Below are 24,181 nucleotides of genomic sequence, written 5' to 3'. Positions count from 1 at the left end.
TGCGGAAATTGTGCCTCTAAAATCATTCTGAAGGTACATAAAAAAAACACATAATTTTGTTTTTCTGTTCATTACCCATCAAAAATACTAATTTTAGTTGCTTACTATAATGCTAATAGCAAAATATACTGCTCAGTTAGTTAAAAAAACATCTCTTCAGACCAATTACATTAAAATTGTATTAATTGGCGAATTTATCAAACACAGAAGCTTTAATGGAGCTAATAAAGCCTTACCTGTTTTAGCTTCAAGTTTATTTAATGCTGGATTTAGTCAAGTTGTACAACTCGATTTAGAACGTCTTGATTTAACTATTGATGATGTTTTGTATCAAGTCAGAAATGCTGATTTAATTATCTTTGCTGGTTGTCTGACCAACCAATGGACAGAAATTGATCAGCATAGTCGAAAAATTTTTGCAGAACTTCAGAAACATAACCGAGAAACCGTACCAATTTTAGTTGGTGGTTATGCAACTAAAGGTGTTGAAGATATTGCCAGGATTACACCTTGGATTACAGCTTTCTGTGATGGTGATGGGGAAGAATCAATTATAGAAATTGCTCATGCAGTAGCTAGAGGTAGTTTCTATGAAGATATGAAAAATTTACCAGGATTATGTTTTATGAATCAAGATGGTAAATTTTATCGCGTGACTACTAATGATAATAGAAATGCCATTTTTCATCTTGCTACAGCACCAAGAGTTAGTAAGTTTGATGATATTGATCAAAACTTTAATTTAATTCATATACCGAAAGTCCATGATATGGATATTTTTAAATCTTCAAATGGAAGACAATTAAAAACAGCCCAAATCTTTACTCAGCGAGGATGTCCCTGGGGATGTCATTTCTGTAATAAAAGTAGCGAAAGTAATAATGTTGTCAGATTAAGTGCAGACTCTTTTCGTAGACAATTACAACAATTAAAGCAACGTGATTATGAAGCAGTTTATCTAGATGTGGATACATTTACAGTTCATGATCAAAATGCTAGACGAGAAGCAGAGATTCTTAAAGAAGAAGGATTTGTTTGGGGGTCAAATACTAGAATTGATAAAATCACCTATGAACAAATGCATTGTTTAGTAGAAAATAATTGTGTATATATGTTTTTCGGGGTTGAACATACATTACCAGAAGTTTCATTAGCCAGTAATAAGTTTAATGGTTCTATTGCTAGTCAAATCAAACAATCATTTGATTATCCAAGCAAGATTGAGCAAGTTTTTAAAGATATGAATAAAGCAGGATTACCCAGTAGTTATTTTCTAATTTTAGGATTACCAAAAGCCAAATTAGATGATAAAAAAACTGATATTGTTGGTTATGAACCCACAACTTTTGCAGATGATATTGAAGCAATTCGTTTTGGTATTGAAAAGTGTAATCCAGATTTTTTAAATTTCAATATTCTGCGATTTATGCCTGGAAGTAAAGCTGCTGATACAATTGGCGATTGTAGCTACTCCTGTGTACGTCCGTCAGGGAAAAGACCAATTACTGCTGGATATTTTCTAGCACGAGCCGTCAAGCATTATGGCTACCCTCAGTTCCAAGAACATGGTGTTTACCGACTTTGTGAATCAGTGAGCAAATATCAACCTATTACAACTGCGATGACTCCCCAAAGAGTTTATGATACAATTTGCTATGCTATACAGTTGATTAATCACCAGATTGATATCGGTGGTAAAGCTATAAAGTTGTTTCTTGATAGAGATTTATTAGCTTTAGGTTTAGTCAGTCAAGATGAACAAGGAAAATATGCGATCGCACCTTTAGACGATTTTGCTAATATTTGAACATTAAAATAATTCGTAATAGTGCCTCCAGTCCTGCTAGGGATACGTAATTCGTAATTAAGTTTTGCAACATGGATTTAGATCATGCTACAAAACTTGTTTCTGATAGAAGCGAGGGACTTAAACCCATAGAAATTTTTAATGAATTAACTGTTTCAACAATTCAGGAATCTGAGCAGGAGTTTCAGCAACCTTAACTTGTGCTGCTTGAAAAGCTGCTAATTTACTCTTGATTGTACCAAAATTAGTGTCATTTCTCACAACAGTTGCTCCTGTTCCCATCTGACGCAAATTTTTGGTTGGTGGTGCGTATCTACCAGCAATGTAAGCAATGACTGGTTTATCAATAGCTTCAGTTATATACCGTGCTGCGGCTTCTTCACTCCCACCTCCTGGTTGACCAACTAAAACGATTGCTTCTGTGGTTTCATCTTCATCAAGAATTTGCAGCCATTGGAGGAAGGATGAACCAACTATGGCATCACTACCAATACTGACACTAATTGATTGACCTAAACCAGCTTTGGTTAATTCCCAAGCTACTTCATAAGTGAGAGTACTGCTGCGACTGACAATCCCCACTCGTCCAGGGGTATAAAATTCACTAGGTTGAGTACCCAAGAGAATTTTTCCGGGGACGATAATTCCCGGACTATTGGGACCGACTACTAAGATTTCACCAGTCTCTGTTTTGCGGAGCAATTGCACCATATCTAGAGGTGGGACACCAGCAGAGATAATAATGATCTGCCTTATATTAGAAGCGATCGCTTCTAATGCTGCATCTAGAACTTGGTAAGGGTGGACACAAATAATCGTTGTGTCAATATTTCCAAATTTGGCGGTCACTTCTTCTACTAAGTCAAAGACGGGGAGATCATACATTTGCTGTCCCCCAAATCCAGGATTGACAGCAGCTACTAAATTAGTCCCATATGCTTTCATTTGAGCAATATGAGTTGCGGATATAAATTCAGAGAATCCTTGGATTAAAACTTTACTATCTGGCGTTAAGTTCATAAAATTTGGTCATTCTTGCGGTATTATTTTCTGTAAGCAGATAACTTGCTTAAACGGACAGCTTCCGCCACAGCTGCATCTAAATTTTCCACTAATACTAGACTGTCACTTTGAGTTTTGAGTGTAGTTAGATATGTTCTGGCATTGTTGAAATCATAACCAGCAAGACGGATAACTAAGCGTGGTAAGTGTAACCGCTTACTGCTAGTTCCATTGGAGTTAAACACCTGAGATGAGAGTTCCCTAGGCTCGATTTGTAGAAACCTGGCAATGATATCTGGCATTTGGGACACTTGAGGAATAGTACCCAGAAAGTTAATTAAAATCACTTGAATACTTTTATCAGCAGCTAAAAGTTTCAGCCCTGTTTCCAAGCGATCGCCAAAAGTCGTTGGTGAAGTATCAGTGAGAAAGGAATGTCTTAAATTTAGAGAAACACCAGGCTTACCACCAGCATTAGTAACCGCATCTAAAGTTGTCAATACCGAACCAGTACCATTGCCTAAGATACCGATTTTACCGTGCATCTCCAGTCCATCCCAGTCACTCAAAATACTGTTACCTTTAATTTTACTATTACGGATCACCATCTTTGCTGCCATTTGGGCTATTTCTGGATGACGATTAATTGCCCGTTCGTTGACTCGGACTTTACCATTGAGCGCCATAACCTGTCCTGCTGGACTAACTGCTAGAGGATTGATCTCTACTAAGTCTAGGTCTTTCTGCACAAATAACTGGTACATTTTTTCGACAACATCGCTAATTGACTGCATTAGCGACCCCTGCAAACCCATTTTTAACCCTAATCTACGGGCATAAAATGGCGAGAATTCCTCCTCTACCACCACATATTGCATTTTCTCCCCTGGGGATTCCCAATCTATATCCGGTTCCTTGCAACCTAAAAGTACTGGACGACAGAGGGACGTATCTAAAATAACAGCAAGATAAAATTCTTCTTTGGCATCATACTTTGACTCTGCCAGTAAAACTTCTGGTAATTCTCCCCAAATTGGTAAATTAAAGATATGTTGGGCGGCTGCGATCGCATCGATAGTAGTTTCCACAATCCTTACTCCACCCGCTTTAACCCTCTCGTCTGCGTGTACCTGAGATTTTAGTACAATCGGATAGCGAATTTTTAAGCGTTTTAAATCTGTAGGATGGTCAATTCGTTGGGATGGTAATACAGGAATGCCCATCTTTCCAAACCATTCTTTAACTTGGTATTCCAATAAATCCATTGACACACACCTTATATTAACAATTCCAAAGCGGGTATCTGGTGCTGTTTTATAGTTTATACAGCACCTAGATTACATAAATACGCTTTGGTTGACTAGAAAAACTTCTTTAAGCACCAATCAATCAATTTTATCGAATTCGACAGAAGTGGTAAATTCATTTCTGGTAGCAACAAACTCTGCTATTTGGTTGATTAGACCTGATCTGTCTCCTTCTGTCAACTTGCCAGTCTCTAAAATTACTGAACTATTCTTGTATATTTTTCCTGAGATCACTTATACTCGCATTTGAATTGTCTAATTTATCATCTAGTAGTATAAAAAAGTAAAATGATAAAAGGATAATCTAGAAATCCGGTTTGATTGGTAATAGCTGAGATGGCGTAGCTATAGTTACTCATAACGGCTCTTAACAGGGTGAGAAGAGAAATCCAGGTCAAGAGTTTTTAAGCGGAGAGCGCAGCTGACAACTACGATAACAAAACTATATAGAAAATTAGCAGTAACACTCTATGAAAATAGCATTCCCACAAGAAGATATACAGCTTTTAGCCAGTACTTTGCAAGAACAATTACTGATGGAAGTTCCATCAGGCAAAGTTTTACAGGTTAGATGTGCTGTCCAAAATAATGAACTGATGGTTTTGACCCAACAGCCACCAGGCGTGACAGTTGATACACAGAAAATATTTGCGGTACTTGAAGAAGCATTCCAGTGGCAATCCCAATACCACGGTCAAAGAGTACAGTTTTATGTCAGAGTTTCTGGAGAAAAGCTACCCTATGCCAAACAATCCTTAATAGTGAAGCCTAAGGAGATACAGTCAGACATAACAGAGACAACCAATTTTGTCAAGCCCACAGATGAAGCCAATCTCCTGATTTTTCCACCACCTCATCTTCCTAATGCCCCTTCTCTGGCAACAGAAGCAGAGATTTCTGAGAATCCATTTTCCTCAATTACAAAAGAAGAGATTTCTGAGAATCCATTTTCCTCAATTACAAAAGAAGAGATTTCTGAGAATTCATTTTCCTCAATTAAGGACGACCATATCTCCGAGAATTCATTTTCCTCAATTAAGGACGACTATATCTCTGAGAATTCATTTTCCAACATTCCAATTATTGATCAGAGTGAAAATGATTTTGAGGAAGAAGAGAAATTTGACCCCTTTGCAGGTGGGCAGAATTTATCAAAGAGCAAAAATTTATCACTGCCACCTTTACCTATCCTTTTAGGTGTTGTATTGGGGGTGACTGTCATTTTTGGTGGTGGGACTTTCTTTTTAACTCGCTCCTGTGTCATTGGTGGATGCCAAGAATTACAACTTGCCGAACAATTGCAAAGCAATTCTGGGCAACTCATGCGACAAGCTAAGTCAGAAAAAGAATTGTTAGCAGTACAACAACAACTAGAAACCAATATCTCTAATCTACAAGTAATTCCTCAATGGTCTCCTCGCTACCAGCAAGCTCAGGAACTGGCCTCAAGTTTTTCTGGACAATCAGGAAAAATTAACTTGGTCGTAAAAGCTTTACAGGCAGGAACTTTAGCAGAGCAAAAAAGTAAAATCCCTGCCAATAGCCTCGAAGAATTACGCGCTCAACAAAGTTTATGGCGGCAAGCAATCGCTCCTCTAGAGTCTATCAAATCTGGTCAAGAACTCTATGGATTGGTGCAGAGAAATTTACCCAATTATCAACGCAATTTAAAAACTTTAAATCAGCAATTGCTCAAAGAAGAAACATGGCTAAAAAAAATAGCGACAACCAAAGTTTTAGCAGATGCCAATATCCAGCGGGAAACTACAGCTAAATCCGGGAATGACTGGCAAAAGGTCAAGTCGGATTGGCAAACAGTGGTTAATACTTTAGAAAGTATTCCCCTGGGTAGTACAGGATACCAAGAAGCACAGAACTTGCTCACAGATTATCAACCTAAATTTAAATTAGCAAGCGATCGCGCTCAAAAAGAAAGTCAAGCCGCTACAATCTACCAACGAGCCTTAAACATAGCTAGTCAAGCTAAAATTAATGGCCAAAAAAATCAATGGCAGGAAGCCGTAGCATCTTGGCAGCAAGCTTTGGATATGGCTAACAAAATTCCCCAAGATAGCTTTTATTACAACCAAGCACAATCGTTGATTCAACCTTATTCAACAGCGCTGACACAGGCAAAAGAAAAATTCCAACTCTATGGTAATTTAACAAAAACTCGCGCTGATCTGAGTACCACCTGTGTTAATGGGATGCGGTTTTGCGTTTTTAACATCGAAAACCAAGGTATTATCGTCCGCTTAACCCCGGAATATGACAAACAACTAGAAAGTTCCAATCCTGATATTCAAAGTCACTTTCAAGCCTTGCGAGACGCTTTAGGAGTAATTGGTGAAAATGCACAATTACCCCTATTCATCTACAATTCCCAAGGACAGGAAAGGTATATGAAGATGCCGCAATAGGGGGCAGGGTGCAGGGTGCAGGGAGAAAGAGGGTTTTAAAATGCTTAATTGCTGATCAAACAAACTCTCCGCGTCACCGCGTCTCCACTTCCCCATCTCCGCGTCACCGCGTCACCCCATTTCCCCATCTCTTCCTCTCATAAACCCAGATGATTTTGTAGTGCTTCGCGCATTTCATCTACAGGTACTGTTTGCTTTTGCAACCAAATTTTTAAAGCTGCTGCACCTTGTTGGACTAGCATTTCTAAGCCATCAATAGGAATTGCTTTTTGTTTTTCTGCTAGTTGGAGAAATCGAGTAGGTTTAGGAATATAAATCAAATCATAAGCAATAACATTGGGTGATAAATACTCCATTTCGTCTACACTTAAAGGCGAATATTCTATATGGGGATACATCCCGATTGGAGTTGTGTTGACTAGCAGATTAGCTTGAGGAATTAGCTTTGGTAATTCTTCCCAATAATGCACTTGAAATTTATCTGCAAAAATTGAATTCTGCCAACTTTGCCGAAATTGTGATAACTTCTGCAAATTTCGCCCCACCACATGAATTTCTGCCAAACCTAGCTGAATACAACCTGCAACAACTGCCCTTGCTGCACCACCATTACCTAAAATTACCGCTACTTTTTGACTCCAATCTTGGTGATATGTCGTTTCTAAAGGAGCAATAAACCCTTCTACATCTGTATTTGTTCCCACCCACCCGTTCCCTTGACGAGTCACAGTATTGACTGCACCAATAGCTTGAGCAATAGGTGAAATTTCTGATAAAAAAGGTAAAATTGCTTGTTTATGGGGAATTGTCACACTAAACCCAACAACACCAATAGCGGCAAAACCTGCCATAGCAGTTTCTAGATTTTCTGGTGCTATGGGAAAAGGCAAATATACATAATCTAATCCCAATTTAGCCAATGCGGCATTGTGCATAACTGGAGAAAGGGAATGTTCTACAGGATGACCAATTACTCCTAACAATTTTGTTTTACCTGTAATATTCTGAAAATAATTATGATCTTGGTTTTCCATGATTTAGCATTTCCCTCAAACAGAATTTTCTAGTTTTTAATTGTTGATTAAATCACATCAATAACCTTTTTCCCTGATTTGGAGAACAAGAAAACATAGTGTGTCATTACAAAAAAAGGGAACAGGGAACAGGGAACAGATAAGAAACTTTAGTTCTGAGTTTAAAGCTCAACTCATTAGTAGGGTGCGTCAGATATCAACAATCTGTTTATTTGCAGGATTTATGCAGTAGTAAAGCACCCTACAACAGATTTTTAGTGTGACACTTGCGTAAGTCCTAAATTATTAATTTCACTGCTAAGTAGGTAAACAGAAAAATTTAAAGGTATGTGAAGAAAAGTAAATAGGGCTGAAACCCTCTTTCCCCCTGCTCCCTGCCTTACCCCAACGACAATTTTTAACGCCCACCTACTTACCCTAATACCAATTTTATGTGAGGTTGCACATAATTCTGAAATACATGGATTGATCTGTCTTTATCCGCGTTTATTTGCGTGCATCCGCGTTAAATTATTCTATGCAGCTTCATATTAATCTGGTATAAGAGTATTAACAACTCTTAATATTTCTTCGCAATATGCAGACAAATATAGTACCCTCCACAACCCCAATATCTGGACAATACTGGGAATGGCACGGTCACAAAGTGTATTATGTACAGGCGGGAGAGAAACAACCTCAGCGTCCTCCGTTGCTGTTAGTACATGGTTTTGGTGCTTCCACAGACCACTGGCGAAAGAATATCACAGGACTGTGTGCAGATTTTCAAGTTTTTGCGATAGACCTTTTGGGATTTGGACGTTCAGCAAAACCTAATTTACAGTATAGTGGCGACTTATGGCGCGACCAAATTAATGATTTTATCAGTGAAGTAATTGGTCAAAAAGCAGTATTAGCAGGTAATTCTCTTGGGGGTTATGCTTGTTTATGTGTTGCATCTCAACGTGCTGACAATGTAGCTGGTGTAGCCTTGCTGAATAGTGCAGGACCATTTTCCGAGTCAGAAGGAGTAAAAAGCCAAATTCAACCTCCTAAAAATCCGTTACAGAAACTATTAGGTAAAACTGTTAAATGGACTTTTAAACAACGTTTAGTTCAGTCGTTATTATTTGAATATACGCGGCAAAAGTGGGTAATTCGGCGGACTTTAGAAAAAGTTTATCTTGACAAAAGTGCCATTACTAATCAATTAGTAGAAGAAATTCAGCGTCCTGCCTATGATAAAGGTGCTTTAGATGTATTTATCTCTGTTTTTAGCACTCCTCAAGGAGAAAAAGTTGATATTTTGCTAAAGCAATTAACTTGTCCTTTGTTGTTATTATGGGGTGAAGCTGATCCTTGGATGAAAGCGCGAGAACGTTCTCAAAAGTTCCACCAATATTATCCCCAACTAACAGAATACTTCCTATCTGCGGGTCATTGTCCCCATGATGAAGTACCTGAACAAGTAAATTCATATTTACGTGATTGGGCTTTATCTATTAACAACTGATATCCAATCTGTTGTGATCATCAAAATCTAAAAACCTGGTCAGGGTTGACCAGGTTCTAGCGAATTCAGAAGTTTCAAATTGTTAAGGTTAAGTGAGTAATTGAAAGTTAATAACTAGGGTGGATGTTAAAACTGGCAAGTTCAGCATTTTATCCGTTTTTCCGCTCTGGGATTTGGCTCCACCTTGATCAAAGGTGTTTTGGCCACTTTAATTGTATCTGCTAAAACTTGCTTGGGCTACTGACAGGGGACACTAAGTCATTGCCCTATGGGTTGGTTGCGATTAGTTCTGTGTCCTTATGAATATAATTTAGCATTGGCTAATTGAGATGAAATCCTTTCTTTACTAAACTTCATTTTTTGTTTCACTTAGCAATATAGACAATAGGTAATAGGTGAAAAAGCAATTTTACCAATTCCACATAACTGATTGATCATCAAGATAATCGGTGACAATCCGGCCAATTTTATCTATTTCTGCAAGTGTTTCCGCAGAAAGTTGAATTTCTAATGCCTGGGCGTTGGCTATTGCTTGTTCAGGATAACGCGCACCGGCAATAGCATTTGTTTGCGGCTGGGCAATTAACCACGCCAATGCTAACTGAGCCAAGCTACAATTTTGGTATTCAGCTATAGGGCTAAGTTCATTTAAGGCTTGTTGAGCGCGTTCAAAGTTTTCGTCTTGAAATAATTTATTTTTAGCTCGGTTATCAGCTGGGTCAAATTTATGCCCAGATAGAAATTTACCGGTTAACAATCCCTGGGCTAAAGGTGAATAAGCTAATATTGAAATATTGTTTTCAACACAATAGGGCATAGCATCTTTTTCTACTTGCCGCCAAAATAAAGAATAGGGTGGTTGTAAACTATCAATACGTCCATATTGGGAGGCTTCTGCTAATTGGTCACGAGAAAAGTTAGAAACACCAATGGCGCGAATTTTACCTTGTTCTTTGAGGTGATTTAAGGCGCTCATGGTTTCTGCAATAGGGACAATTTCACTATTGAAAGCACCAGCAGGCCAATGAATTTGGTAAAGGTCAATGTAGTCGGTTTTCAGATTTGTTAACGAACGTTCACAAGCTTCTATTACTTGTTGATATTTGAGATGATTTGCAAAAACTTTTGTGGCATATTCGACATTATCCCGCACATCAGCTAGTGCTTCAGCTACAATCTGTTCAGAATGTCCTTCACCATAAACTTCAGCGGTATCTATTGTGGTGATTCCGGCTTCGTAGGCGGCACGGATGGTTTGAATGGAGTCGGTATCTTCAATTCCCACCCACATTCTTTTTCCTGCTTGCCAAGTACCCATGAGGATGGGTGTGATTTCTACGGTTGATGTACCCAGTGTACGTTTTTTCATGGTTTTTCTCGAATTTATTTCCCTGACTAATTTTGTACTTTAACCGTCTTAGACTGAAATTAAATCAGAGTCAAAGTAGATGCTCATGGAATTGATTACCACTTTTCATGCTCTTAAGGAATGGGCTGTGGCCGTAAATGCGTTGGAATCTGGCCAAACGATTATGCTGCTTCGTAAAGGCGGTATCCATGAACGGGAGGGACGCTTTCAGGTTGCCCATGAGCAGGTTTTGCTCTACCCTACTTACGAGCATCAACAATCTTTTATGCTCAAAGCTGAATATGGGAATCTTGTCTATCCAGTTACTTCAGGTTGGCATCCAGAAATAATTCCCATCGGTAGTTGGGCAGAAATTACGGATATTTTACCAGTTGTGGATGAGTCTATTGTGGGTGATTTGCTTCCATTTCATATTTGGAATGAGTATTTTATTAGCGATCGCTTAAAATGGAAGCCACGTCAGCCGTTATATATCCTCTTGCTACGTACTTACAAACTACCCCAAGCACAGGATATTCCTTATCTGGCTGAATACGGTGGTTGTAAATCATGGATTGATTTAGATCAACAAGTTCGGTTACAAGGCTCTCAACCAGTTTTATCTGATACTGTATATACTCAGCTAGTTGCAACTATTCGCGGAATTATTGGTGATAAATTGTACGCTGCATCTTTATAAGCAGCTGTTGGGGATATTTTGGGACAAAAAGGGAAGAGGTTTTTCACCTCGTTAATTTTCCTTCATATAGTTAAGTTTAATTGCGCCTTCACATAGCTAACGACTCTGATTCTGGTTTTGCAACAACGGACGCACAACTAAATACCCAGCACCAAAACCCATCACCATAATGAAAACAATAGTCATCACTAACCACCAACTACTCAGTCCTTTTAACTGTGATTCTGGAGTAGTATAATAGCGTACTTCCTGTTCTTCTATAAATACTGCTTCTGATCCTGGGAAATTCATATCCATAACAGGGACAGAGAAAACCTCACGGCGGATTTTCTTAGCTGGACGAGAAACTGGCTGACGTGGAGGTGCGGTTGTAACTGGGGGTTTAGGTGCAGATTTCGCCTCTGTATTAGTACGGTTTGCTGGCTGAGAATTGGGTGCAGATTTTACTTCCGCCTTCTGGGGGGTTGGTTGAGAAGCAGATGTAGCAGAAGATGCCACCAACTTTTGCAGTTCTAAACAAGATTGAACGACTTTATTAATTTCTTGGCGCAGAATTTGATTTTCTTGGGCTAATTTCTGATTATGAGTAATGACTACATCTAATTTACCCTGTACTGTATGTAACTCTGTTGCTAGTTCTCTGTACACATAAAGGGGTACAGACGAGGAGTAACTGGGAGTCGGTGGTTGACTGTGAACATGACCTGTAGTTGTTCGCATCTCAATATTAGGATTAAAATAAGGTCTTTAGATTAACAAAATATACTATCAGAGTAAAGTTATCCCGGAGACTATGCTGAAGAATCAGTTGTTACACATCCAATTTGCCTGCTTGTACTAGATACCATGAATTTGCAACAATGGAAAAAAGTGTCCTACAGGTCCCTGTCCTTTGCCAATATCTAGAGAGTAAGTGAGTGCATTTGTTACATATTCTTTTCCCTGTTGCACTGCTGTCCACAAATCTTGACCTAAAGCTAGATTAGCAGTAATGGCGGCTGATAAAGTACAACCTGTGCCATGAGTATTTTTTGTCTCTACCAGCTTGGTTCTTAAAGTTTCCCACCTTTCCCCATCAAACCATACATCTACCCCCCGCAAATTCCCAGACATTCCCCCACCTTTGACTAAAACAGCCTTTACTCCTAATTCCCTGTGCATAATTTCCGCTGCTGTGTGCATATCTTCTAAAGAAGCAATTTCTAACCCGCTTAAAATCTGCGCTTCATAGCGGTTTGGTGTAATAATAGCTGCTTGAGAAATCAGAGTATTCCGCAGAGTTTGCACCGCATCATCATCAATTAATTGCGCTCCTGTCCGTGATACCATCACAGGATCAACTACTAAGTTAGTAATTTTATAAGCTGCTACTTGCTGGGCTACAGCCAAGATAATTTTTTGGTTGAGTAACATTCCCGTTTTTACAGCTTGGACACCAATATCCTCTACAACAGCCTGAATTTGAGCGATAACAGCCTCTGAAGGCATGGTATCAACCCGTGTAACTCCTAAAGTATTTTGGGCTGTAATGCAGGTAATAGCACTTGTACCATGAACGCAATGAAAAGCGAATGTGCGTAAATCGGTTTGAATTCCTGCACCCCCACCACTATCAGAACCGGCAATAGTTAAAGCAACAGGGGTGAAAGTTGTGTTTGTTATCATTATGATAGAGTCTAATTATTTAAAATAGATATATGTACTTTACTGTTTTATGTCCAATCAATCTCCAGATGAGGAAATTGCTTTTTTACGTTAACGTAATGCTGAACTTGAAAAAATATTAAAACATCATCATCAATTAAAACAAGAGTTAGAAGAATGTAAACAAGCAAAGACAGTATTAGAACAAGATTTACAAAAGACGGAAGAGCAATCTTCCCTATTTAAAATGATTATTGAAAAATCTCTTGATTGGATATTTGTCAAAGAGTTTTAGGTTGTAATTGGTCGCTGAGTGCGATAATGTAGCAGAAATTGGCAAATTGCATAGTAGATGCTTTTGCTTTGCAGTATGATTTCCAGGAGATTTTAAATGAAAGCAGCTTATAAACTGGCAGGTGGGCTACGATCTAAGAGGATGTGCAACCAAGGCACTAATCTACTTAGCATAAACGTATAAAGAAACTATGAACTACGACATACAAGAAACCGAAAGTCCAAGACTAGAAGTAGAGTATTACGGTGCTGACTTTCCTGTTGATACGTTAGTGAAACGGATGGAAGAACAAGAATTTATTATTCCAGGGTTTCAGAGACAGTATGTTTGGAAAATAGAAGAAGCATCACGCTTTATTGAAACTTTATTACTAGGTCTTCCTAGCCCTTCACTCTTTCTCGCTAAAGATAAGTTTTCTAAAAAATATATTGTTATAGATGGACAGCAACGACTGAAAACTTTGCTGTACTTCTTTCACGAATCTTTTCCAGATGGAAAAATCTTTAAGCTTAAAGGTGTCGTCCAACAGTTAGATGGTTTAACTTATTCCACTTTACCTTCATCCGAACGTCGTGAGCTTGATAATGCAATAATCCACTGTATAATCATATCAGAAAATTATGATCCACGTGGAATATTTTATTTATTTGAACGACTTAATACTACTGGAACTCCCTTAAAACCACAGGAAATTCGGAATGCTGTTTATCATGGTTCTTTTAGTGAATTGCTTCAAGATTTATCAAAAAATGAAACATGGAGAGAGCTTTATGGTAAGGATGATATTCGGGCTAATGAACAAGAGCATATTTTAAGATTTTTAGCTCTGCATTTCGATTTAGAAAATTATTCAGGCAATATGACTAATTTTCTCAATCAATTTATGTTAAAAAACAAAGATTTGGATATAATTCCCGAAAATGAGATAAAAAATCTATTTTTCAACACAATATATTTTCTTAAAAATTGTATAGGCTCTAAAGTTTTTTATGAGAAAAAAAAATTCCAAATCCTTTTTGATAGTTTGATGGTTCTAACTGCTCAAGAGTTAGGAAAAGGTTTGGAATGTTCCAAATTTAAAAAGTTTTACGAATTGCTGATTAATGACAAGCATTTCTGGACATTTGCTCAATCCTCTACCACAAGTAGAAAAAATCTAATGAAGAGGCTGGAGTATATTGGAGAGCTTTATAGAAATACGCACTTATGAATCCATCTATATTAGCTCATCGTCAGAAAATAGATAATCTATTTAAAAAAGTTGCCTCTTTCACAGAGCCAGAGATTCAAAGTGAATGGTCAAAATATCTATGTATACTGGTATCAGGATTCATTGAAGAATCTTTGAGGGTTTTATTAGAAAAATATTGTGAAAACAAAGCTTCACCAAATATTCAAAAATTTGTTACGAAACAGATACAAGATATAACCAACTGTAAAACAAGTAGAATTACAGAAATATTGGGCAAATTTAGCTTGATTTGGGAAAGTGAATTCACTAATAAAATTCAAGAGAAGAGCAAAATAGATGGTGAGATAAAAACCGCTATAGATAGTGTGATTATTAATCGTCACAAAATAGCTCATGGGAAAAGTATAGGTATGAGCTACCAGAATATATCGAACTACTATAATAATGTCAAAAAAGCTGTAGAGATTTTGGAGGAAATAATCAAGTAATTATTCAAAAAATCTCGGTTAATTTAGTGAAAAAAGCTTTTAGAGATTAGTTTTAGCTTGATAGATATTTACAGTTTCCATGATTTTATCTAAGTCTCTAAAATGAGTTTAACCACTTTATCCTTCTAGTCTGCTAATTGCCACATTACCTGTAAAATTCTTTTTTCAACTTGGATAACTATTTCCTAATTGCAAATTCTTCAATGTTCTCTGCAAAAACTTAGCCCATTCTGCTGCGAGGGGAATTTCTGTAAACGGTATACGAATTGATTTAGCATTAGTTAATAAAAACTCTAATTCAATTTGACGACCTTTTTCAGGGTGATTTTCTATATCTACAGACTTCCCATTTACCAAAAAGCAGATTTCTTGAACATCCAATAAAGAAAAAGTTTCTAATGCAATTGGTCCTTTTGTTGTCGGTTTTCCCCAAGTAATATCATTACCCTTTTGAGCTAATACTGCATAGATATCATATTTAGCCCGTTCAAACTGTTCTGCCCAAATCCGATAAGCTTCAAGTTTCTGATATTCCTGTGAACCTTGCCAAGCTAACCAGAAAAATATTACTAACAAAGGCAACCATAAAAGACCACGTTCCATAATTGATAATTCGTAATTTTTTCCAGTCTCTATTTTCCCAAAAATACCATGAGATGAGTTATCGTAGTGAGCAAACTGACAAGAAGCGGTAATCAGTAAATATGAAAAAACTTATATTATTGTGCTTGTTTGTCATCGGACTGACTGCTGCTGCGTTTGGGTTTCTGAATTTTCAGGGACTGGCAGCTAAAGGTGACTTCGAGACAATTTTGCTGGATTTTCGGGAAGATATTGGAGAAACCGTCATTCAAAAGGATTTACAAGCGATCGCACAACAGTATCATGTCACACCTCGACTGGATAATCAATTTTCAGCAGTTGATCATGTGTATATTATCAAAGGCGATCGCCAACAACTGCAAAACTTACAAAAATCTCCCTTTGCCAAAGCCACAGAATTCATCGAACCAAATTATATTTATAAGACAGTTCCCGAAGGTAAAGCCACAGCCTTAGGAAACGAACCAGTCAATCCTTCATTAATTGGCCCCAACGATCAATATTACAGCAAACAGTGGAACCTGCACAAAATCGGCATAGAAGGCGCGTGGAATTTGAGTAAAGGTAGCGGTATTAAAGTCGCTGTAATTGACACAGGCATTACCCAAGTCCGCGACTTAGCCGAGACAAAATTCGTCAAAGGCTACGACTTTGTTAACGACACCGAAGCAGCCAACGACGACAACGGACATGGAACCCATGTCGCCGGTACAGTCGCCCAAGCCACCAATAACAACTATGGTGTCGCTGGAGTCGCCTACGAAGCCAGCCTCATGCCCTTAAAAGTGTTAAATGCCTACGGTTCAGGAACAGTTGCCGATATTGCCGAAGCCATCAAATTTGCCGCCGATAAAGGCGCAGACGTAATTAACATGAGTCTAGGTGGTGGTGGTGAAAGCCAACTGATGAAAGAAGCCATCGAATATGCCCACAGAAAAGGTGTAATCATCATTGCCGCTGCTGGAAATGAAAGCAGTAATGGGGCTAGTTATCCAGCCCGTTACCCCCATGTAATCGGCGTTTCCGCCTTTGGTCCAGATGGAGAAAAAGCCGACTATTCCAACTATGGTGCTGGCGTAGATATCTCCGCCCCTGGGGGGAGTGAAACCGGCGGAATTCTCCAAGAAACTATTGACGAAAATGGCGAAGGTGTATTTTTAGGACTCCAAGGAACCAGCATGGCTTCCCCCCACGTTGCTGGTGTGGCAGCTTTAATTAAAGCAGCGGGAGTTACCGACACAGATGAAATTTTAAAAGTTCTCCAACAATCAGCCAGAGTTATTCAAGATGATGGTTTGAACTATTATGGAGCTGGACAACTTAACGCCGAAGCAGCAGTTAAACTGGCCACCCAAGGACAAATTAGCTTTCCCGATTTCTTCCGGTGGTTACGGGATAACGGCTATATCAACCCTGGCTTTTGGATAGATGGTGGTGCGATCGCACTATTACCTAAAATATTCATGGTAGTAGGTTCTTATCTCCTCGCTTGGTTCTTACGGGTTTACTTCCCCTTCGCTTGGAGTTGGTCTTTATCGGGTGGGTTAATTTTTGGTAGTTCTGGGTTATTCTTCCTCAAAGGAATTTATATCTTTGATCTTCCTCAATGGCCTTTTCGGGTTCTAGGTAGTTCCATTCCTGAACTAGGCAATAGCATACAAGGAACAGGTGCTTTAAATCCCATCTTTGCTTCTGTGCTAATTCCCCTAACGTTGATAGTATTACTGTTAGGACATCCCAATTGGAAATGGTTTGCCATTGGTTCAAGTCTGGGAATAGCCGCCTGTTTAACAGTTAGTGCTATTTATGATCCCGCAGTTTGGGGATTAGGAGATGGTAACTTAGCCCGAATATTCCTCATCGTTAATGCCCTACTTTGTTACGGACTAGCACGTTTAGCATTGAAAAACGACGAACAAACTGCTTAATTAGGTAATGGGTAATGGGTAATTGCTAACTCTTGCCCATTTCCTATATTCTCTATGAAATAACAAATGACTATTACAGTTACAGGTACTATCGAACGCCGTAATCTTGGTATGGGCGCATGGGCGTTAGTTACAGACGAAAGTGTTACCTACGAAATACTCAAAGGTGCTGATAAAGGATTACTCAAATCAGGACAAAAAGTCAAAGTCACCGGACAAGTACGCGAAGATGTCATGACAATTGCCATGATTGGTCCTGTTTTAGAGGTAAAATCCTTTGAAGTCATTAGTTCTGATTAATAATGGTGAAATCTAAAACTTCTTGAATCCGAGTTCTGAATTACCCTATCCTGCATTTTTACATCGATAAATAGCAAACCCAGTTCCTCAACCACCTTTTTGTTCTAAAAAGACATCTTGTGGCAGATGCCTAATGCTTCCGAGGACAGATAATATCATGTCCGGTTGTTCGCGTAGCGTCTCGTCAGAGATATACTTATCATTTAGACTGACGCTCAAGACGCTCTTACGGGGAGATTTTTTTTGATAAGTGATTAGTCGGACATGATATGAACTCAATATTGCTCTAAAAATCTCGGTTCTTGCTTGTCAAAATTTCTTGTATATGTCATAGAATAGTAAGAGATTGCAAGAAACTGCACAAAAGCATTAATTCTAGAAAAATAATTAAGAGTGCTATTATATATCGCTGTAATCATTCTTGAGTCATAGCTTCGGATCAAAATAGAATGAAAGCGATTCAGAAATCCGGGTTGAGATTAACCAGCTTTTGCCTAGAAAAAACCCCCAGTAGGTATTAGCCATCTAGGGGAGCTTAGTTATCAGGGTGCATCTACCAATTAAATGTTCTCAGGTGTGGTACAATCCTCCGGATAAATTTTCCCCAGGAAGTTGATTTTTAGTTCTTAATAAAAAAAACCCCTAGTGAGTGTTAGCCAGCCAGGGGAGTTTAGTAATCAGGGTGCATCTACCAATTAAATGTTCTAGGTTTAATCTCATGCTCCGGATCAAGTTTTTATAATCAAGGTGTGAAAAAGTAGTCTCTAAATCTCTACCAAGAAACCCTGGCTGACTAGCTTTAAGGTACAATTACTTCAGATAAAGTATTATTTATGCTAGATTCTCGATTTTGAATCCTTATAAATTAATATTGGTTTCTGTAGTAATTGACCAATTGCAAACAATAATTTTGAGATTAATCTAGATTTTATTGAGCGGTAGTATGATTGATACTAACCACAAAAAACCCCCAGAGGTGTTAGCCAGCTAGGGGAGATTAGTTATCAGGGTGCATCTACCAATTAAATGTTCTGAGTTTAATGTCATGCTCCGGATCAATTAAAATCGATTATGGGTGTTGTTGATAAACTCAAAAAAAACCCCCAGAGGTGTTAGCCAGCTAGGGGAGGTTAGTTATCAGGGTGCATCTACTAAATTAAATGTTCTGAGTTTAATGTCATGCTCCGGATCAATTGGGTTACATCTTGGTTATTGTTGTTTGTAAACTAAAAAAAACCCCCAGAGGTGTTAGCCAGCTAGGGGAGGTTAGTTATCAGGGTGCATCTACTAAATTAAATGTTCTGAGTTTAATGTCATGCTCCGGATCAATTGGGTTACATCTTGGTTATTGTTGTTTGTAAACTAAAAAAACCCCCCAGAGGTGTTAGCCAGCTAGGGGAGATTAGTTATCAGGGTGCATCTACCAATTAAACGTTCTGGGTTAAACCACTATGCTCCGGATGAATTTGCCCAAATGTCGCTGTATAGCACTTACGGAAAAAATTCCTGTCGTTGTTAGCTGGTTAGGGGAGTTAGTTATCAGGGTTTGAAACTGCTATTCTTTGAGAAGAAATTCTTGGGTCAGAGATGACTTTTTTTTGCCAAAATTAAAAAAACCCCTGGGCGGGTGTTAACCTACCAGGGGATTTGAAGATCAAGGTGCATCTACCAATAAAGTGTTCTCGTCTGAAGCAATCTCATCCGGATAAAGTTCCATCGGCAAAACAAGCCAAACCACGCCGAATCAGAAACATTCGCTGAGAATAAGCATCTAAAGTATCAGCAGGCGGAAAACCAAAACTAGAGACTTTCGCAGTTCAAACTGGATTTAGGAGGCAAACAGGAGAAGTTGTGACCCAGGAATTTCACATTTCCGTAACCCCAGTAGGGCAAAATGACTACTTGGTGCGGACGGAACAAGTCGCGCCTGGGGTGCCATTGGCAGAAGAACTGGTGACTTGGTCGGTCGCTGAGTGGTTAGCCGCCGCAGGACATTTGATGAATGACCCGTTACAGTCAGTGTTACAGGGTGATGTCATGGCTAGGAACTCTGTAAACTGGGTGGCACTGGGTCAGCAATTGTATAATGCACTGTTTCAAGGCACTCTGAGAGATAGTTGGATTACTGCCCAAGGTATTGCCCAGAATCAGCAACAGGTATTGCGTTTACGCTTAGGACTCAAAGATACTAGGTTAGCGCGTTTACCGTGGGAAGTGATGCACGCAGGGGATCGCCCTTTAGCTACTGGGCCTTACATCACTTTTTCACGTTATCAAAGCGGAGTTCACTCCACATCACGAATCCCAACACGCAACATTCCCACGCCACAGGAAGAAAGCGGAGTGAACGTGTTGATGATCATTTCTTCCCCCACTGATCAAGTGCGTCTTGATTTGCTCAAACAAGAAGCAATTGACCTGCAAACAGAACTTCATCGCCAAACCCCCCGGACTGAAAACGGCAATTATGTCCCCGAAATTGAACTGACTATCCTCGATCAACCAGGAAGGGAAGAGTTAACTCAAGCCCTAGAACAGGGACGATATCATGTTCTGCACTACTCTGGTCATAGTAACTTGGGGGCTAATGGGGGAGAAATTTATTTAGTTAGTAGAAGAACTGGCTTAACAGAAACCCTTAGCGGTGATGATTTAGCCGGCTTGCTGGTGAATAATAATATCCAAATGGCAGTGTTTAACTCCTGCTTGGGAGCATATAGAGCTAAGTCTGATAGCTCTGGGGAGACGGGAGAACGCAACCTAACTGAAAGTTTGGTGAAAAGAGGTCTAAGAAGCGTTTTGGCTATGTCAGAACGAATTCCTGATGAAGTAGCACTGACGTTGACACAATTGTTTTACCGTAATTTAAGTCAAGGTTATCCCTTGGATTTATGTGTGAGTAGGGTGCGTCAGGGCTTAATTTCTGCCTATGGTTCTCACCAGATGTACTGGGCGTTACCGATGTTGTATCTCCAGCGGGAATTTGAAGGCTTTCTCACCCCGCAAATGGGTTTATTTACGAATTCTGAGTTACTCAATGAATATCAGTCATCGGCAGGAAAATCCGCTAATTCAATGTATTCAGGGGTGACAAACGATCCCCAAATGCCTTTAGCTATGGAGGATATCATGCCCTCTGGTTTAGCACGGGATGCTTCTGAATTAGATTGGTTAGGGGATGATAATTGGGGGGATCTTTTAGATGATATTGAGTATGATCACCCCAATTATGATGAGGATTCGGCAATTGTTGCTGATTTGTTTCGCCAGATAGGTAATCCCCCAGCCCCAACAGGAGAAACTTCTATCACGGAAGAACTAAAGCCACCAAAACGTGACCATCATCACTCTCTTCAGCAGTCTGCGCTGATTCAGGAGGATGTAGTCGAATGGGTAGATAGTCCCACTGAAATTGTGCCGAATATCCCAAATCTGTCCAGTAATCTGGGAAATTCTCAGCCACCTACATTACCACCTCAGCAACTACGTCGCCGTCAACGTCGGCTATGGCCAATTTTAGCCATTGTGGGTGCAAGTGCGATCGCACTGATTATTGGTTTAAATTGGTGGCATCATCGAAAGTCGGTAGTTTCGGAAATCCCACCTATTCCTACTCAGCCTTTTGTTAAGGGTAAACAAGTACCTATTGACTTAAAAACATCGCCAACAGGAATTGTCACCGCTACGGCTACAGAAAAATTGAGTCAAGGGAATTTACAACCTGGGCTAGATGCTGTAGATGAACTACTCAATCGTGGCGCTTTGGCTTCAGCAGAAACCGCTTTGGCGCTGATTCCCGCTAAACAAATTGACGAACCATCAGTTAACTTTTTCCGTGGTCGATTAGCTTGGCAATTTGCCCAAACAAGCGATAAAAAATATAGTATTGATGATGCCCGTCGTTACTGGGAAATTGCAGTGCGAGATCAGCCAGATTCTGTTTTGTATAATAATGCTTTGGGATTTGCTTACTATGCGGAGGGAAATCTCAATCGGGCTAATGACGCTTGGTTCAAAGCTTTGAATTTAGCCCTCAAGTCCCAGAATTCAAATGCGACAGCAACGACATCTCCTAATCTAGTTATGCCACAAGAGGCTTTAACTGCTTATGCAGGATTAGCCTTGGGTTTATATAAATCTGCAAATAATCAATCTGCTGCCAAACAAGGGCAATATATTAAAGAAGCCATTAAGCTGCGTCAAACTGTGATTGAAAACGAACCTGTCAACTTTACCATAGATAAATTAGCTCAGAATTGGCTGTGGACAGAAAAAGCGATCGCAGATTGGCGATCACTCCTTCAAGAACAGAGTCAGTGAGTCTATCTTTTTGCCCCTAAATTCTTAGCTGAAAGTGTGTCTTAACTGTTTCATGATGCTAAAGGAGTTACACCTTGACATGATGATTATATTACGAGTGATACAAATCCGGTAAAATGCACATAGTTTCAATCCTGTAACAAAATGTTTATAGCTTATTTTTAGCGTGGTTGTTCAAACGGATTTGATATCACTGAGACCAAAGTCTCACAAGTGGTGACTGAGACTACCGAAGTGTCGCTTAGATTTCAGCCCTCAAGGGACTGAGTTTTACACTTACCGAGTTTTTCTATAAACAATGCTCTTAGAAGTTAGGAATTGAAAAAAATGAGAAAAGTAGAAGCTATTATCCGCCCATTTAAGCTCGATGAGGTGAAAATTGCCTTAGTTAATGCGGGAATCGTGGGGATGACTATTTCTGAAGTCCGTGGTTTTGGACGACAAAAAGGTCAAACTGAACGCTATCGCGGTTCGGAATACACGGTTGAGTTTCTGCAAAAACTGAAGGTAGAAATCGTGGTTGAAGATCACCAAGTAGATATGGTGGTTGATAAAATTATCGCCGCAGCCCGGACTGGTGAAATCGGTGATGGTAAGATTTTTATCTCTCCTGTTGAGCAAGTTGTACGGATTCGGACTGGGGAAAAGAACACGGAAGCCGTGTAAGTGTTGAATATATAGAAAGTGGGCGTTGTTGAATTAGGGGATGAGGAATTTTCCAGATTTTTCTTCATCTCTAACATCAGCAGCGCCTTTTGTGGTTTGATTGTGCTACGTAAGTAATCATTTTGAGTCTTTAGAAGGTGATAGAAACGGTCAATACAGCATCCGCATTAATGAAAAATGGCGAATTTGTTTTAATTGGCCAGACGATGAACCAAAACCTTTCAACATAGAAATTACAGATTATCACTAAAGGAAAATAATATGGCGCGTCCACCTATTCATCCTGGAGAAATTCTAGCTGATGAACTGCATGAATTAGGAATAAGTGCAAGTGAATTAGCTCGTTTAATTCATGTCCCAAAAAATCGAATTACCGAAATAATTAATGGTAAAAGGTCAATTACTGCTGATACTGCATTACGGCTAGGACAATGGTTTGGTACTAGTGCTGAATTTTGGATGAATTTGCAGAAAAATTATGACCCACATTCCGCACCCTGGGGTGTCACATAGTATTATCACTTAATTCTCTCTTGATTTTTGGATATAAATTATGCCTTATCGACATCATGTATCCGTTAATTCATTGAGATGTGGTATACAATACATCCTCATATCATCACAAAAAAGAGTAAAAACCGATTGTGACAGTTGAGGGTGCGGAAGATAGGTTATGAACTCAGACTAGCTGAACAAAAGATTGGTAAGGAAATTAAAGCAACTATTTCTCCTTGGATATCAACTGGGAATATACAAGTTACGGCATAAATTCTTGCTAGTAAAGCTTGATGATCAAATTTTAGATGTATATCCAGTAATATGGGAAAAAGGTTAATTTTATTTTCTAATTTCGTTTTTGTAGAACGTCTAGCATAGGATGTATTTCCAGACCTGATTATATAAACACAAGGTACTGCCAATAAACTGCTTTTTGCAGCACCTTTTCTCTTCTTCCTTCGTGTACTTTCCTTCGCGCCCTTCGCGCCTTCGCGGTTCGTTAAAATTATCCTCCATAGAAAACGAATAACCCCAAAAAAACTCTTACCCCAACACCTTAACCAACTGCGGAACTAAAGCCTTCAAAGCATTACCACGATGACTAATTGACTTTTTCAATTCTGGTGACATTTCGGCAAAAGTCAATTGCTTTTCTGGGACATAAAAAATAGGATCATAACCAAAACCACCCTCACCACGGGTTGAATAAAGAATTTCACCACGACAAATACCCTCAGATTGCAAAACTATTTCTCCCCCAGGATTTGCCACCGCTACTGCACAGACAAATTGGGCTTGACGATTTTCTGTATTTCCTAATTCTCGTAATAACCTAGCAATGCGTTCTGCGTCAGTTTTGCCATAACGAGCAGAGTATACACCCGGTGAACCATTGAGGGCATCTACCTTTAAACCAGAATCATCTGCGATCGCCCAATTTCCCGTAGCTATGGCCACCTCAGAGGCTTTGAGACAAGCATTTGCTGCAAAAGTGTCCCCTGTTTCTTCAACGTCCAAATCTTCAGGTTTGAGAGTTAATTCCCAACCTGAATCAGCTAAATAAGCTTGCATTTCTTTTAACTTACCGGGGTTTCCTGTAGCTACTACGAGTAATTTAGTCATTAGGATTAGGTGACA

Annotated in this window: 20 protein-coding genes; 12 read left to right on the top strand and 8 right to left on the bottom strand. The window is 39.2% G+C overall.

The window, feature by feature from the left end; genetic code table 11:
* Positions 1–109: 109 nt before the first annotated feature.
* Positions 110–1,807 carry a radical SAM protein gene (locus tag ANA7108_RS0124085; protein ID WP_016953399.1) on the top strand — a complete coding sequence of 566 codons (1,698 nt, stop codon included), beginning with the start codon at positions 110–112 and terminating at the stop codon, positions 1,805–1,807.
* 138 nt (positions 1,808–1,945) lie between these two features.
* Here the strand turns inward: ANA7108_RS0124085 and ANA7108_RS0124080 are convergent, their stop codons facing one another.
* On the bottom strand, positions 1,946–2,827 hold the full coding sequence (locus ANA7108_RS0124080) for a CoA-binding protein (RefSeq protein ID WP_016953398.1): 882 nt from the start codon (positions 2,825–2,827) through the stop codon (positions 1,946–1,948).
* A 23-nt stretch (positions 2,828–2,850) separates the two neighbouring features.
* Positions 2,851–4,074 (bottom strand): ATP-grasp domain-containing protein, encoded by a 1,224-nt coding sequence (locus ANA7108_RS0124075; protein ID WP_016953397.1) that lies wholly within the window; start codon positions 4,072–4,074, stop codon positions 2,851–2,853.
* Between the two features lie 512 nt (positions 4,075–4,586).
* On the opposite strand from ANA7108_RS0124075, the gene ANA7108_RS0124065 reads away from it, so the two are divergent.
* Positions 4,587–6,536 carry a hypothetical protein gene (locus tag ANA7108_RS0124065; RefSeq protein ID WP_016953395.1) on the top strand — a complete coding sequence of 650 codons (1,950 nt, stop codon included), beginning with the start codon at positions 4,587–4,589 and terminating at the stop codon, positions 6,534–6,536.
* 137 nt (positions 6,537–6,673) lie between these two features.
* Here ANA7108_RS0124065 and ANA7108_RS0124060 read toward each other — a convergent pair whose 3' ends face one another.
* Entirely contained in the window at positions 6,674–7,570 is an 897-nt protein-coding gene (locus ANA7108_RS0124060) for a shikimate dehydrogenase (protein WP_016953394.1), read from the bottom strand.
* A 577-nt stretch (positions 7,571–8,147) separates the two neighbouring features.
* On the opposite strand from ANA7108_RS0124060, the gene ANA7108_RS0124055 reads away from it, so the two are divergent.
* A complete protein-coding gene (locus ANA7108_RS0124055) occupies positions 8,148–9,062 on the top strand; it encodes an alpha/beta fold hydrolase (RefSeq protein ID WP_016953393.1) in 915 nt (304 codons plus the stop codon).
* Positions 9,063–9,471: 409 nt separating this feature from the next.
* On the opposite strand, the gene ANA7108_RS0124050 is transcribed toward ANA7108_RS0124055, so the two are convergent.
* A complete protein-coding gene (locus tag ANA7108_RS0124050; protein ID WP_016953392.1) occupies positions 9,472–10,431 on the bottom strand; it encodes an aldo/keto reductase in 960 nt (319 codons plus the stop codon).
* A gap of 79 nt (positions 10,432–10,510) precedes the next feature.
* Between ANA7108_RS0124050 and ANA7108_RS0124045 the strand changes: the two genes are divergently transcribed.
* Positions 10,511–11,110 (top strand): DUF1802 family protein, encoded by a 600-nt coding sequence (locus ANA7108_RS0124045; RefSeq protein WP_016953391.1) that lies wholly within the window; start codon positions 10,511–10,513, stop codon positions 11,108–11,110.
* A gap of 96 nt (positions 11,111–11,206) precedes the next feature.
* On the opposite strand, the gene ANA7108_RS0124040 is transcribed toward ANA7108_RS0124045, so the two are convergent.
* Together ANA7108_RS0124040 and thiD are read right to left on the bottom strand one after the other, a co-directional pair.
* Positions 11,207–11,830: a hypothetical protein gene (locus tag ANA7108_RS0124040; protein ID WP_026104421.1), complete on the bottom strand. Its 624-nt coding sequence runs from the start codon at positions 11,828–11,830 to the stop codon at positions 11,207–11,209.
* Positions 11,831–11,947: 117 nt separating this feature from the next.
* Positions 11,948–12,775 carry a bifunctional hydroxymethylpyrimidine kinase/phosphomethylpyrimidine kinase gene (gene thiD, locus ANA7108_RS0124035; RefSeq protein WP_016953389.1) on the bottom strand — a complete coding sequence of 276 codons (828 nt, stop codon included), beginning with the start codon at positions 12,773–12,775 and terminating at the stop codon, positions 11,948–11,950.
* A 464-nt stretch (positions 12,776–13,239) separates the two neighbouring features.
* On the opposite strand from thiD, the gene ANA7108_RS0124030 reads away from it, so the two are divergent.
* Complete coding sequence (locus ANA7108_RS0124030; protein WP_016953388.1) at positions 13,240–14,259, top strand: DUF262 domain-containing protein; 1,020 nt, start codon at positions 13,240–13,242, stop codon at positions 14,257–14,259.
* Entirely contained in the window at positions 14,256–14,729 is a 474-nt protein-coding gene (locus tag ANA7108_RS0124025; protein ID WP_016953387.1) for a HEPN domain-containing protein, read from the top strand. Before ANA7108_RS0124030 ends, ANA7108_RS0124025 begins: the two co-directional genes overlap by 4 nt.
* 165 nt (positions 14,730–14,894) lie before the next feature.
* Here ANA7108_RS0124025 and ANA7108_RS0124020 read toward each other — a convergent pair whose 3' ends face one another.
* Positions 14,895–15,332, bottom strand: coding sequence for a hypothetical protein (locus ANA7108_RS0124020; RefSeq protein ID WP_016953386.1), 438 nt, complete (start codon positions 15,330–15,332; stop codon positions 14,895–14,897).
* A 101-nt stretch (positions 15,333–15,433) separates the two neighbouring features.
* Between ANA7108_RS0124020 and ANA7108_RS0124015 the strand changes: the two genes are divergently transcribed.
* From ANA7108_RS0124015 to ANA7108_RS0123995, 6 genes are all read left to right on the top strand, one after another.
* A complete protein-coding gene (locus ANA7108_RS0124015; protein WP_016953385.1) occupies positions 15,434–17,260 on the top strand; it encodes a S8 family peptidase in 1,827 nt (608 codons plus the stop codon).
* Between the two features lie 66 nt (positions 17,261–17,326).
* Positions 17,327–17,560, top strand: coding sequence for a hypothetical protein (locus ANA7108_RS0124010; protein ID WP_016953384.1), 234 nt, complete (start codon positions 17,327–17,329; stop codon positions 17,558–17,560).
* Positions 17,561–19,411: 1,851 nt separating this feature from the next.
* Positions 19,412–21,880 (top strand): cell division protein HetF, encoded by a 2,469-nt coding sequence (gene hetF / locus ANA7108_RS0124005; RefSeq protein ID WP_016953383.1) that lies wholly within the window; start codon positions 19,412–19,414, stop codon positions 21,878–21,880.
* Between the two features lie 327 nt (positions 21,881–22,207).
* The gene (locus ANA7108_RS0124000) at positions 22,208–22,546 is read left to right on the top strand and encodes a P-II family nitrogen regulator (RefSeq protein ID WP_016953382.1); all 339 of its coding nucleotides are present in this window, start codon (positions 22,208–22,210) and stop codon (positions 22,544–22,546) included.
* Between the two features lie 100 nt (positions 22,547–22,646).
* On the top strand, positions 22,647–22,796 hold the full coding sequence (locus tag ANA7108_RS29165; protein ID WP_084776970.1) for a type II toxin-antitoxin system RelE/ParE family toxin: 150 nt from the start codon (positions 22,647–22,649) through the stop codon (positions 22,794–22,796).
* An 11-nt stretch (positions 22,797–22,807) separates the two neighbouring features.
* On the top strand, positions 22,808–23,059 hold the full coding sequence (locus tag ANA7108_RS0123995) for a HigA family addiction module antitoxin (RefSeq protein WP_016953381.1): 252 nt from the start codon (positions 22,808–22,810) through the stop codon (positions 23,057–23,059).
* Positions 23,060–23,587: 528 nt separating this feature from the next.
* Here the strand turns inward: ANA7108_RS0123995 and rdgB are convergent.
* Positions 23,588–24,166, bottom strand: a complete 579-nt coding sequence (rdgB, locus tag ANA7108_RS0123990; RefSeq protein ID WP_016953380.1) for an RdgB/HAM1 family non-canonical purine NTP pyrophosphatase — start codon at positions 24,164–24,166, stop codon at positions 23,588–23,590.
* Positions 24,167–24,181 lie beyond the last annotated feature (15 nt).

Source organism: Anabaena sp. PCC 7108 (assembly GCF_000332135.1).
In the GTDB taxonomy this organism is placed as follows: Bacteria; Cyanobacteriota; Cyanobacteriia; order Cyanobacteriales; family Nostocaceae; genus Anabaena.
Note: the sequence above shows the minus strand (reverse complement) of the source record. Positions and strands in the feature narration are given on the sequence as shown.

What these genes read in the sequence shown, in the direction of transcription:
- ANA7108_RS0124055 (WP_016953393.1), top strand. Translation starts at nt 8,148, where the DNA reads ATGCAGACAAATATAGTACCCTCCACAACCCCAATATCTGGACAATAC.
- ANA7108_RS0123995 (WP_016953381.1), top strand. Translation starts at nt 22,808, where the DNA reads ATGGCGCGTCCACCTATTCATCCTGGAGAAATTCTAGCTGATGAACTG.
- ANA7108_RS0124015 (WP_016953385.1), top strand. Translation starts at nt 15,434, where the DNA reads ATGAAAAAACTTATATTATTGTGCTTGTTTGTCATCGGACTGACTGCT.
- ANA7108_RS0124050 (WP_016953392.1), bottom strand. Translation starts at nt 10,431, where the DNA reads ATGAAAAAACGTACACTGGGTACATCAACCGTAGAAATCACACCCATC.
- ANA7108_RS0124030 (WP_016953388.1), top strand. Translation starts at nt 13,240, where the DNA reads ATGAACTACGACATACAAGAAACCGAAAGTCCAAGACTAGAAGTAGAG.
- ANA7108_RS0124065 (WP_016953395.1), top strand. Translation starts at nt 4,587, where the DNA reads ATGAAAATAGCATTCCCACAAGAAGATATACAGCTTTTAGCCAGTACT.
- ANA7108_RS0124020 (WP_016953386.1), bottom strand. Translation starts at nt 15,332, where the DNA reads ATGGAACGTGGTCTTTTATGGTTGCCTTTGTTAGTAATATTTTTCTGG.
- ANA7108_RS0124025 (WP_016953387.1), top strand. Translation starts at nt 14,256, where the DNA reads ATGAATCCATCTATATTAGCTCATCGTCAGAAAATAGATAATCTATTT.
- ANA7108_RS0124080 (WP_016953398.1), bottom strand. Translation starts at nt 2,827, where the DNA reads ATGAACTTAACGCCAGATAGTAAAGTTTTAATCCAAGGATTCTCTGAA.
- rdgB (WP_016953380.1), bottom strand. Translation starts at nt 24,166, where the DNA reads ATGACTAAATTACTCGTAGTAGCTACAGGAAACCCCGGTAAGTTAAAA.
- ANA7108_RS0124010 (WP_016953384.1), top strand. Translation starts at nt 17,327, where the DNA reads ATGACTATTACAGTTACAGGTACTATCGAACGCCGTAATCTTGGTATG.
- ANA7108_RS0124075 (WP_016953397.1), bottom strand. Translation starts at nt 4,074, where the DNA reads ATGGATTTATTGGAATACCAAGTTAAAGAATGGTTTGGAAAGATGGGC.
- thiD (WP_016953389.1), bottom strand. Translation starts at nt 12,775, where the DNA reads ATGATAACAAACACAACTTTCACCCCTGTTGCTTTAACTATTGCCGGT.
- ANA7108_RS0124000 (WP_016953382.1), top strand. Translation starts at nt 22,208, where the DNA reads ATGAGAAAAGTAGAAGCTATTATCCGCCCATTTAAGCTCGATGAGGTG.
- ANA7108_RS0124045 (WP_016953391.1), top strand. Translation starts at nt 10,511, where the DNA reads ATGCTCATGGAATTGATTACCACTTTTCATGCTCTTAAGGAATGGGCT.
- ANA7108_RS0124060 (WP_016953394.1), bottom strand. Translation starts at nt 7,570, where the DNA reads ATGGAAAACCAAGATCATAATTATTTTCAGAATATTACAGGTAAAACA.
- ANA7108_RS0124085 (WP_016953399.1), top strand. Translation starts at nt 110, where the DNA reads ATGCTAATAGCAAAATATACTGCTCAGTTAGTTAAAAAAACATCTCTT.
- ANA7108_RS0124040 (WP_026104421.1), bottom strand. Translation starts at nt 11,830, where the DNA reads ATGCGAACAACTACAGGTCATGTTCACAGTCAACCACCGACTCCCAGT.